This window comes from Escherichia sp. WS1450 (assembly GCF_046487395.1).
Taxonomy (GTDB): Bacteria; Pseudomonadota; Gammaproteobacteria; order Enterobacterales; family Enterobacteriaceae; genus Escherichia; species Escherichia coli.
In genome coordinates this window covers 1-10,210 of the sequence record NZ_JBJQJO010000047.1, presented here as the reverse complement: position 1 = coordinate 10,210, position 10,210 = coordinate 1, and the positions used below count along the sequence as shown (strand labels likewise).

At 54.2% G+C, this 10,210-nt stretch carries 9 protein-coding genes and 7 pseudogenes; 4 read left to right on the top strand and 12 right to left on the bottom strand.

Features of this window, described 5'->3' with window-relative positions; genetic code table 11:
* Positions 1 to 110 precede the first annotated feature (110 nt).
* Positions 111 to 941 (bottom strand): annotated as a pseudogene (locus ACJHYR_RS25980) (IS66-like element ISEc43 family transposase); the annotation flags it as partial.
* Here ACJHYR_RS25980 and yacB point away from each other — a divergent pair.
* Both yacB and ACJHYR_RS25970 read left to right on the top strand, forming a co-directional pair.
* A pseudogene (gene yacB / locus ACJHYR_RS25975) lies at positions 923 to 1,105 on the top strand (type II toxin-antitoxin system toxin YacB); the annotation flags it as partial. The pseudogenes ACJHYR_RS25980 and yacB overlap by 19 nt on opposite strands.
* Positions 1,106 to 1,150: 45 nt before the next feature.
* Positions 1,151 to 1,330: pseudogene (locus ACJHYR_RS25970) on the top strand (3'-5' exonuclease); the annotation flags it as partial.
* 160 nt (positions 1,331 to 1,490) lie between these two features.
* Here ACJHYR_RS25970 and ACJHYR_RS25965 read toward each other — a convergent pair.
* A pseudogene (locus tag ACJHYR_RS25965) lies at positions 1,491 to 1,762 on the bottom strand (hypothetical protein).
* Here ACJHYR_RS25965 and ACJHYR_RS25960 point away from each other — a divergent pair.
* Both ACJHYR_RS25960 and ACJHYR_RS25955 read left to right on the top strand, forming a co-directional pair.
* Positions 1,756 to 2,091 carry an HNH endonuclease signature motif containing protein gene (locus ACJHYR_RS25960; protein WP_011402682.1) on the top strand — a complete coding sequence of 112 codons (336 nt, stop codon included), beginning with the start codon at positions 1,756 to 1,758 and terminating at the stop codon, positions 2,089 to 2,091. The pseudogene ACJHYR_RS25965 and the gene ACJHYR_RS25960 overlap by 7 nt on opposite strands.
* Entirely contained in the window at positions 2,092 to 2,349 is a 258-nt protein-coding gene (locus tag ACJHYR_RS25955) for a bacteriocin immunity protein (RefSeq protein WP_000412701.1), read from the top strand.
* 77 nt (positions 2,350 to 2,426) lie between these two features.
* Here ACJHYR_RS25955 and ACJHYR_RS25950 read toward each other — a convergent pair whose 3' ends face one another.
* The 10 genes and pseudogenes from ACJHYR_RS25950 to ACJHYR_RS25905 all read right to left on the bottom strand — a co-directional run.
* Complete coding sequence (locus ACJHYR_RS25950; protein WP_025999368.1) at positions 2,427 to 3,614, bottom strand: MDR family MFS transporter; 1,188 nt, start codon at positions 3,612 to 3,614, stop codon at positions 2,427 to 2,429.
* Between the two features lie 56 nt (positions 3,615 to 3,670).
* Entirely contained in the window at positions 3,671 to 4,432 is a 762-nt protein-coding gene (locus ACJHYR_RS25945) for an ABC transporter ATP-binding protein (RefSeq protein ID WP_000020503.1), read from the bottom strand.
* On the bottom strand, positions 4,432 to 5,469 hold the full coding sequence (locus ACJHYR_RS25940; protein ID WP_059328031.1) for a FecCD family ABC transporter permease: 1,038 nt from the start codon (positions 5,467 to 5,469) through the stop codon (positions 4,432 to 4,434). The genes ACJHYR_RS25945 and ACJHYR_RS25940 overlap by 1 nt, the downstream gene beginning before the upstream one ends.
* Positions 5,469 to 6,467, bottom strand: coding sequence for an ABC transporter substrate-binding protein (locus ACJHYR_RS25935; RefSeq protein WP_000756335.1), 999 nt, complete (start codon positions 6,465 to 6,467; stop codon positions 5,469 to 5,471). The genes ACJHYR_RS25940 and ACJHYR_RS25935 overlap by 1 nt, the downstream gene beginning before the upstream one ends.
* A 149-nt stretch (positions 6,468 to 6,616) precedes the next feature.
* A pseudogene (locus ACJHYR_RS25930) lies at positions 6,617 to 6,775 on the bottom strand (integrase core domain-containing protein); the annotation flags it as partial.
* Between the two features lie 46 nt (positions 6,776 to 6,821).
* The gene (locus ACJHYR_RS25925; protein ID WP_000086538.1) at positions 6,822 to 7,412 is read right to left on the bottom strand and encodes a recombinase family protein; all 591 of its coding nucleotides are present in this window, start codon (positions 7,410 to 7,412) and stop codon (positions 6,822 to 6,824) included.
* A 577-nt stretch (positions 7,413 to 7,989) separates the two neighbouring features.
* Positions 7,990 to 9,000 (bottom strand): IS110 family transposase, encoded by a 1,011-nt coding sequence (locus ACJHYR_RS25920; protein ID WP_000487120.1) that lies wholly within the window; start codon positions 8,998 to 9,000, stop codon positions 7,990 to 7,992.
* Positions 9,001 to 9,201: 201 nt separating this feature from the next.
* Positions 9,202 to 9,467: pseudogene (locus ACJHYR_RS25915) on the bottom strand (transposase zinc-binding domain-containing protein); the annotation flags it as partial.
* Positions 9,467 to 9,832, bottom strand: coding sequence for a hypothetical protein (locus tag ACJHYR_RS25910; protein WP_000124098.1), 366 nt, complete (start codon positions 9,830 to 9,832; stop codon positions 9,467 to 9,469). The pseudogene ACJHYR_RS25915 and the gene ACJHYR_RS25910, both read right to left, overlap by 1 nt.
* A 121-nt stretch (positions 9,833 to 9,953) precedes the next feature.
* Positions 9,954 to 10,097: pseudogene (locus ACJHYR_RS25905) on the bottom strand (IS30 family transposase); the annotation flags it as partial.
* Between the last annotated feature and the right edge of the window lie 113 nt (positions 10,098 to 10,210).

Sequence of the window (10,210 nt, the reverse complement as noted above, 5' to 3'; positions counted from 1 at the left end):
TACTCCTCCGGCAGAAGCAGAAAAAGCTTATTATGCTTCCATCGGAAACGATGATCTGGCAGCCTGAGTTCACAGATAAAACACTCTCCAGGAAACCCGGGGCGGTTCATATTGGTGAGTACTACGTTCCATGGCAGGAGTTCGTCAACTCGGTTGGAAAGCCATTCCGGCAGTACGCTCAGAATATGGCGCAGATACGCTTCCGGATCGATACCGTTCAGACGGCAGGTGCCGATCAGCCCGTACAGCAGTGCACCACGCTCGCCGCCGTGATCGCTACCGAAGAACACGTAATTTTTCTTTCCGAGACAGACTGCACGAAGCGCTCTTTCCGCTGTGTTATTGTCCGCCTCCGCCAGACCGTCATCACAGAAGTTGCACAACGCAACCCAGTGCTTCCTGATATACCGGAACGCATCTCTCAGACGGCATTTTTTCGATAACGTGTGTTCTTTCTCCTGCATCAGCTTATACAAGGAAGTCAGTAGCGGTTTACTCTGCATTTGCCTGACCGCCAGGCGTTCAGACACCGGCAACCCGCGTATTTCGTGCTCAATGGCGTACAGTTCGCCGATTAGTTTCAGTGCTTCTTCCGCCGTCGCGCTTTTGGTACTGATATATACATCGTGGATTTTGCGCCGCGCATGAGCCCAGCATCCTGCTTCCGTCAACGCGCCGCCTTCACGTTCGGCACTGAACAGCCGATCGTAACCTGCGAACGCATCTGCCTGCAGGATACCCCGGAAGGGACGAAGGTGTTGCTCCGGATGTTTACCCTGATGGTCCGGTGAGTAGGCGAACCAGACCGCCGGAGGTTCTGGCGAACCGGCATTCCGGTCATCCCGGACATACGTCCAGATATATCCTGTTTTCGCCTTCTTCCTGCCCGGTGCCAGTACTTTTACTGGTGTGTCATCAGTGTGAACCTTGCGGGTGTTCAGCCAGCAGCCTAGCCGGGCAGCCGTATAAAGGCCGCAATGGTCGTGTGGAAGGTACCCGGGAACTGGTTATTCACCCGCATTTTGTTCTGGTTTATGAGGTCGACAGCCAGTGGGGAAAAGTGTATATCCTGCGTGTATTGCATACTGCACAGAAGTGGCCATAGAGGGGCTGTCCGGATATAAAAACGTCTGACGGAGATGCAAGAACCATGAATAATGATGAGCTGGTCACCAGACGTGCGCAGGAGATTGCCGAAGACAGGTGTTTCTCGAAAGGACGTCTGCGCGATGAATTCAGAATGAAGCCTGCCCCCGGTGCTGAGCCAGTTAAGTGGTATAAAAACACTTATGGTGGCAGGTTCGCTGTATACCGAATTGCAGATTGTGTTCACGTATAGGAAATTGAAAAACCAGACGATACCGCTGTCCACGCCTTATGCCACGTGAGCCTTTCTGCTTTTCCCACCACTCCGGTGGTTTCTCTCTCTGCATGGTCGATTTTTATACCGCGACATTGTGAACAGGCGTTTCAGCGGTCGGGGCTGAAAATCACCACCACTTCGGGTCATCCGCCTTCATCTCCGCTTCTGTTTCGTATAAATCAAACGACGGCAGGTATGGCAGAACGTGACGTATTCGTACGGTGAATCCGGGTACATTTTGTTGAAGGTTTCCCAGAAACAGACCGTGCAGGAGGGATGACCGGCGATAAAGTCTGTAAATACGGACTGATAAGGGTGATTATTGGCTCTGGCGACGGCTTTCAGAACCTCTTTCACCATTCTGGTGTGGACTTTCTGGTGCTCTAGGTTGTGTGACATGGGAACTCATTCTGGATGGTTACTCTGAAAGCTCATATTCTGCCACACCCCGATTTGCAGCCTCCAGGCTGCCGTGGTTCCGTAAGGCGTTGTGGATGGAAGTGGGGAAAGATCCGGAGTTACTGAAGCAGTTCAAAAATCAGAATAAGGTTCTGGTTACAAAAGGTAAATCTTCGTTTGTTCCTGAATCAGAGCGTGTAGGTGAACGAGAACGTTTCGAACTGCACCATATCAAGCGCGTTACGGATGGTGGCGCTGTTTATGATATCGATAATCTCAGGGTAGTGACACCCAAGCATCATATTGAAATTCACAGAGGAAATAAGTAAATGGAAAAGAAAACGATTTCTGACTATACCGAGGCGGAGTTTCTGGAGTTCGTCAGAAAAATCTGCCGGGCTGAAGGTGAAACTGAGGCTGATGATGATAAATTAGTGGATGAATTTCGTCGATTAGCTGAACACCCTGATGGTTCTGATCTTATTTATTATCCAAGGGATGACCGTGAGGACAGTCCTGAAGGTATCGTAAAAGAAGTGAAGGAATGGCGAGCCAAAAACGGCAAGCCGGGCTTTAAACAGGGCTGAGGATCTTTGTTAAAGGATTAGCTGAAAATATGGATACCAGCTGTTCACTTCCAGAGCGGGCTGTTACCCGCTCTGCGTCATGTTGCCGCCAGCGGGCGACAGATCGCCCGCAGGGCGACGGCGCTGCACAGCGGAAACAGCGCCAGCAGAAGCCAGGGATAAACCGCCTGCGGCGACGGAATGAGCGCCTGGTCAAGTAAATGACCGAGCAGTAAATTCCCGGCTAACACCGCGCACCCTCCTGCGGTGGCGAGCGCTCCGTAGTGGGCGCCCAGCGTCGACTCCTCGGCGAACAGCGGGATCAGATCCTTGGCTGCGGGCACTAACAGCATCTGGCCGAGGGTGAGCAGCGTGACAAAACCAGCCGCCGGCATTAACCGCAGCCAACTTTCGGCGGGTGGGGCGGCGGCGAATAACGCCACGCTGGCAAAGGAAGCCGACAGCAGCAGAAAGCCCACCGGCAGGATGCGCACGGCGCCCATTCGCCGGGCGAAGCGGGCGAGAGGGAGCTGGAGGGTGATAATCAACAGCGAGGCCAGCATAAAGAGCGGCGCCAGATCCTGCTCGCGGCCGCCGGAACGTTGGATCTCCACCGGCAGAGCGAGGTAGAGTTGGTTGTAGCTCAACAGCCATGAGCTGTAGGCGAGAATAAACGCGACAAAGCGCGGCTGGCGCAAAGGCGTCCACCATGGGACTCGTCTGCGCGTTGTTGTCGTGTGCCCGTCGGCGGGCAGACCGAAAAAGAGCACCGCCAGCGCCAGAAGAAATATTCCCGCGCCGGCGAGGGCGATATGTCGAAAGCCGATCCCGCTCAGCACGCCTCCGGCCACCGGGCCGATCACCGCTCCCAGTTCACCGCATACCGCAAACAGCGCAAACCACTCGGCGCGGCTGCGTTTCCCGTTGGCCTGGCTGTGGGTACCGGCCCGCGCCAGCAGGGCCTCTATCGACGGGGAGAACAGGGCGCCGCCGACGCCGGTCAGGCAGGCGCCAAGGATAATGGGCCACAGCGACGCCCCGCACGCCAGCAGGAGAAAACCGGCGACGCGAACGACGCAGCCGGCGAGAATGATCGCCTTAGCGCCATAGCGGTCGGCCAGCGTCCCGCCGAGGATAAACATCCCCTGTTGGGAGAAGGTACGCAGCCCGAGGATCAGGCCGATAAGTCCGCCTGAGAGCAGCATGTCGTCGCGCAGGAAGAGGGCGAGGAAAGGTACGACCGCGTAAAAGCCAATATTAAAAACGAACTGGCTTCCCAGTAACACCGGAGGCCAGAGGGTTGCCGCAGGGCGCAGGGAGAAAAGAGGCATATCCGCCCAACCTAAACGATGAAATGAATGTGCTTTTTGCCGTGGTAAGGGGAGATCTCGATTTTGGTTTTCACCCGGAAAACGTCCCACAGCAGCGCTTCGGACAAAATCTCCTCCGGCGTCCCGCTGGCGAGGATCTGCCCCTGCTGCATCACGATCAGCGAATCGCAGAACATCGCGGCATGGTTAAGATCGTGAATGGCCACAATGCTGGTTACCGGCAGCTCGCTGATCAACTGCATTAACTGCATCTGATGGTGTATATCCAGATGGTTGGTCGGCTCATCCAGCAGGATTTCGCTCGGGCTCTGCGCCAGCGCGCGGGCGATATGCACCCGCTGCCGCTCGCCGCCGGAGAGGCTTAACCATCCCTGTTCGCTTTTCTCCAGCATCGCTACCCGCTGCAGCGCGGCGGCAATCGCTTCGTCATCCTGAGCGCTCCAGTTTGAGAACGGAGAGTGGTGGGGAATGCGTCCCAGGCGCACGACGTCGCGCACCCGCATATTGGCCTCGGTCATGCCGTGTTGCTCGACGCAAGCCACGCGGCGGGCGAGCTGCTTTTTCGCCATCCGGGCGATATCCTGGCCGTCGAGGGTGACGCGACCTGCATCCGGGCGGCGCAGGCCCGCCAGAACGCGCAGCAGCGAGGATTTGCCGCAGCCGTTGGGCCCCAGCAGTCCGACCGTTTCTCCGCGCGGCACCCGCAGCGAGACATTATTGACGATGACCTTTTTGCCTGCCTTCCAGGTGATATTTTCAGCGCAAATACTCATCACTTATTCCTTGAGCGGTAGATAATCACGGCAAAGAAAGGCACCCCAACCAGGGCGGTTACTACCCCAACGGGCAGACTTTGCGGGGCAATCAGCAGGCGCGACGCAATGTCCGCCAGTACCATCAATATCGCCCCTGCCAGCGCGCTGGCGATCAGCAACGTTCGGTGCAGCGGGCCAAAGAAGAAACGCATCACGTGCGGCACCACCAGGCCAACAAAGCCGATTGAGCCGGCCATGCTGACGATGGTGGCGGTGATCAGCGCCGCAGTGGTGAAGAGGATCAGGCGCACGCGCGGCACAGCAATCCCCAGCGAGGCGGCGGCATCGTCGCCGAAGGTGAACGCGTCCAGCGCCCGGGCATACCACAGGCAGACCGCCAGACCCGCGAGCACCACCACGATGACCAACTGGAATTCGGGCCAGCGGACGCCGCTGAAGCTGCCCAGCAGCCAGAACATCACATCGCGCGCCTGCTGCGCGCTGGCGGTGGTGCTGATGGTATAGGCCGTGATGGCGTTAAATAACTGCGAGGCGGCGACGCCCGCAAGAATCGTACGCTCATTGCCGCCGCGCGCGCCGTTAGTCAGCAAGGCGACAAAGGCGAAGGCGGCGAAGGCCCCGGCAAAGGCGCCTGTCGAGAGGGAAATTGCGCCAGAGCCAAGGCCCAGCACCACGATCGACACCGCGCCGGTGGAGGCCCCGGCGGAGACGCCGAGGACGTAGGGTTCGGCGAGGGCATTCTTCAGCAAGCTTTGCAGCACGACACCGCAGATAGCGAGGCCGGCGCCGCAGCAGGCGGCGACCAGCGCGCGGCTGAGGCGGAAATCCCAGATAACGCTCTCATAGATACGGTTGAGCGGCTCAGCGGTTAAGCCGGTTCTGTTGCTGATAGCATAAAAGACATTCTGCAGCGGGATGGCCAGCTCGCCAACGCTGACGCCCACAGCGATCACCAGCGCCAGCACGATCGCTGCCAGTACACACCAGCCGGTGAGCAGTATGCTGCGGCTCGTCTCAATCGCGCCGACGCTCATCAGTTCAGCCCCATTTTTCTCAGCTGCTCGCCCACCTGCTCCGCGCCGTAAAGCGTGCGAATGGTCGGATTCATCGCCTGACCGTCCATGACCACGATATGGCCTTTTTTCACCGCCTCCAGCTGGCTGACGGCGGGATCGCTTTTGAGGAATTTGATCTTCTCCTCGGCTTTATCCAGCGCCCAGCGGTTACGATCTAGGCTGGCGACCACGATCACATCCGGGTTGGCGGCAATAATGCTCTCCCAGCTCACCGTGGGCCACTCGGTTTCGGAGGTAATCGCATTATGTCCGCCCAGCACGCTGGCGATAAATCCGGAGGCGCTGTTTTTGCCGCCGACATAGGCATCGGCCGAAGGTGAGGCGCTGGAGAACCAGAAGACGAAGGAGAGATCCTTTTTGCTTTTACCAAACTCCTGGCGCAGGTCGGCTTCACGTTTTTTGAAATCGGCAATCAGCGCCTGACCACGATCTTCGACGTTGAAAATGCGGGAAAAATCGCTAATTTCCTGATACAGCCAGGTCATATCCCACAGCTTTTGCCGGCTGCCGTACATATCGCCGGTGGCCTTTTTGGTGGCGCACACCCCCGGTGAGACGTAGCTGTTCACGCCGACGGTGGCGAGATCTTCACGCCTAGCGACTTTGCTTTCCGGCCCCAGCAGCAGCGGCAACTGGGCGGGAACGAAATCAGGATTTTGCGCCAGCACCGATTCCAGGCTCGGAATTTCCACCGTCAAGGTTTTAATCTTCGCGTTTTGCTCAGCCAGCTGCGGTAAAACGCTGGTCGGCCAGAAGGCGCTGGCGACCACCTGCTTTTGCAGCCCGAGCAGCAGCAGAATTTCGACCGTATTTTGCCCCAGCGCGACCACGCGCTCCGGCGGCCGGGTGAAGGTCTCCTGATAGCCGCAGTTTTCAATCGTCAGGGGGTAGGTTGTTGCCAGCGCGGAACTGACGGCGGTGAACATCAAGCCTAACGCGCAAAGGACCTTCTTCATTAAACGCTATCCTTGTAAACAGGCGAGTGGATGACCAGCAAATGGGAGTAATGCAAATGAAACTCATTATTATCGCGGGGTTTTATACAATGCCATATTTATAGTGTCAATGTGTTCTTGCCCCCTTATTTCCAGACAGGGGTTGTATCTTAAGTTAATGTTACCCGCTGACGTCGATATTCTCGCGGAGAGCGATAACCCAACGCACTGTGCGGATGGTTTTCATTGTAATGTTCGATCGCCACTGCAAGATTATGCAATGCCGTTCTTACATTCGGTTTCGGCATGAACGCGATGTAGTCTTCCTTGGGGTCCGCTTGGAAAACGGAAAATATCCCACGCTAAGACTATTTTCTATACAGTAACAGTTTGCTGTTTCGCTCTAACTCTCAGAATTGTTTGCCGTGTGGTTCGGAATTCCCTGGCAATAGCACTTATACTTGCCCCAGACTTAATGCGTTCGAGTACCTTCTGTTTTTGTTCTTCATTTAATAGCGGTGGGCGACCAAAACGTTTTCCTGCATCCCGTGCTCTTGCTATCCCTGAATAAGTTCGTTCAAGTAAAAGATCTCGTTCAAATTCAGCGACCGCTGAAATCACTTGCATTGTCATTTTTCCTGCCGAACTGGTCAGATCAACACCACCTAATGCCAGGCAATGCACCCTGATGCCAGATTCGGTCAGTTGCTCCACTGTTTTCCTGATATCCATTGCATTACGACCGAGGCGATCCAGTTTTGTGACTATCAATACATCGCCACTTTCCAGACGATCAAGCAACCGGTTAAAACCTGGACGTTCACTGGCTGCTACTGATCCACTAATTTGTTCTTCGATTATTCGTTGGGGTCTGACGTTAAAACCCGCGCTTTCGATTTCCCGACGTTGATTTTCGGTCGTCTGTTCCAGAGTGGAAACCCGACAATAGGCAAAAATTCGAGACATAGTGAGATCTTCTGTACGAAATGGGTGTACATATTATAATGCATGTCCGAAAGTAATTTCGCTGACTTTCGGATATATCTGTTTAACAATGTCCGAAACCGGTCGATTTCGGACACCAAAACCACTGTTGTCCCGCCATTCTGGCGATTCCTGAAAGCCCTTTGGCTAAAAAATAGTCTTAACATGGTTTATTTTCCGAATTCCAAACTGACCCCGCTAACGCGGAGATACGTCCCGACTTCGGGTAAACCCTCGTCGGGACCACTCCGACCGCGCACAGAAGCTCTCTCATGGCTGAAAGCGGGTATGGCTTAGCAGCTACCGTGTTCTGTCAAGAAAAATCGCTTGAACTCCGACGTACAGCCCCCTAAGTACTGCCAGCAAGCTGTCAGCACTAAGTCCCCGATACAGCGCGGCGTAGCCGCGCTAACGGGGTTAAAAGGGCTTACCTGTACTTCATCATCGCTGAAAGCCCGCATGGCCTCGCAGGGCAGGGATGGGATAGGTGAAACCTATCAATACGTACCGGCTTACGCCGGGCTTCGGCGGTGTTACTCCTGTACCATATGTAACTACATCATGCCGCCTTACATGCGCTACGCGCATATGAAGACAAATAGCCCACATCAAACGGTTTTTGGGTCTTCAGTACGCCATAGCACCAGTGCACGAGTTTTCTCATCAGCGCACCAATGGCACACATTTTGCCCTTACCTCTCAGGCATAATCGCTCATACATCGCTTTCATCAATGGGTTAAATCTCAGACCACACAACGAAGCCAGATACAGTTTCGCCCGGATTTCCGGCGGACCAATTTTTGACAGTTTCGGACACCCTCTGACCGAGGTGCCGGAATATTTTTCAACGGGAACGACACCTAAAAATGCAGCCGCCTGTTCTGCTGTGGCGAAATCATGGCTCCGCAGGATGACAAGCATATTCAGACCTAACTGATAACCTACGGATTTTATTGACGTCAGCAGGTCAAAATCCTTTTTTAATTCAGGATGCTGGTTAAGGTGTGAACGGATCAGTCTGTCCAGACGTTTAATTTCTGCGTTCAACTGACCAATCATTGCCTCTACGGATTCAGCTATAACAGAAGGTGTGTCTGTTGCCAGGTATTTTTCCAGCCTGTTTTTTTCGCGAGTGCTGTCAGCCACAAGAGCATCACGTCTGCGGAGCAGTGCACTGAGATGGCGGACTTCTTCCGGTGGAGGAAGCCATGGCTCCGGTGCTTTAAGCGCGCCATAGCAAGCCAGCATATAAGCATCAACCCGGTCATTTTTGGTCAGCATTCCCATACCCCGGGCAAACTCTCTTGCCCTGTGTGGGTTGGCAAGTGATATCCGGCCCCCGGCTTTGTGAAGCCCGTAAGCCAGTGATTCATGATAAACACCAGTGGCTTCCATGATGATATGGACATCTTCAGGTTTACAATGTTGCTTACTGAGCCAGGCTATTACCGCGTTGACAGCATTAATATCATTCTGAAGCTTTCGGGTTTTAACGCTGCCTTTTACGCCTTCGCGCAGCAGGCACAAATCCAGCGTTTTCTTACTGACATCAATACCTAACTGAAACATGAATATTCTCCTTTCACCAAACCATCACGCCTATTCCCCTTGTACATGCAGAGTCATCGCTCTTGGCAACCGTTCAATGTTAATGCTGGCGTGAAAGGTGAAGCAGAGGGCTTTTGCTGCTAATCAAAGTCTGACTGTTCAGGGCTGGGACAAGCTCACTCTGCTTCATATGATGGTAGCTAGCCATCAAGTCCTATTACATACAAGATACTGTATCCACTGTGCGCCAGCCTTCACCCCGCAGTTCGGACAGGAGCGGCTTTACACCGGAAGCAGATCTTTTTGGTGTGGCAACAGTCCGGTGACGAACAGCACCATTGCGTGTAGCCCATCAGCGTGGTCCCGCATGCCATGATTTTTGTCACTGACTCAGTCACCACCGGACGCACTGAACCTTCCGGCTGTTTCTCCAGCCAGTTAAGCCAGCGGTTACCCTGCTGAAAAATATCGGCAAAACGGGGAAGCATCAGACGGGAGGGGTAACGCCATCCGGCCAGTGAACTGTGCCGCATTCCGGGCAGTACATACCACCGGCACTGATACCGGCAAGAATGGTTGCAAACTCCCGCTCCGTACAGCGGGCTATTTCCGGATACCCTTCGTCATCGACACGAACAAACCAGAAGACCAGCTTTTTGTTTCCTGCATCCAGAAAGAACGGAATACCCAGGTCAGCGCAGCACTCAACGGCATCGTCAAAATTATCAAAGCGCAGAACTTCAGCGTCTTCTTCGTCAAAAAAATCATCCGGATGAAGTTTCACAACATAGCGGGGAAGTTTGCTTCTTTGTGGTGCGGGTTTGCGTTTACGGGGTTTAGCTGAACGGGCCATATAACTACCTGAAAGACAATGACATTATCTTTTTTTATAACGGTAATTCCAGGCCATGACAAGCCGCAGCCGCCAGGCTGCCTACTCGAGGGAGTCTGACATCAAGAGCGCGGTTGTAGATTCAATCTGTCAATGCAACACCCCTTTCAATTATCTCTTTCGGTGTTTTGAACTTCAGTGTCTTTCTCGGTCTGTTGTTTAGCTGAGCAGCAACCAGATCTAGTTCATGTTGAGTATATTGGGCAAGACATGTCTTTTTAGGAAAGTTGAACCGCCCCGGGTTTCCTGGAGAGTGTTTTATCTGTGAACTCAGGCTGCCAGATCATCGTTTCCGATGGAAGCATAATAAGCTTTTTCTGCTTCTGCCGGAGGAGTATG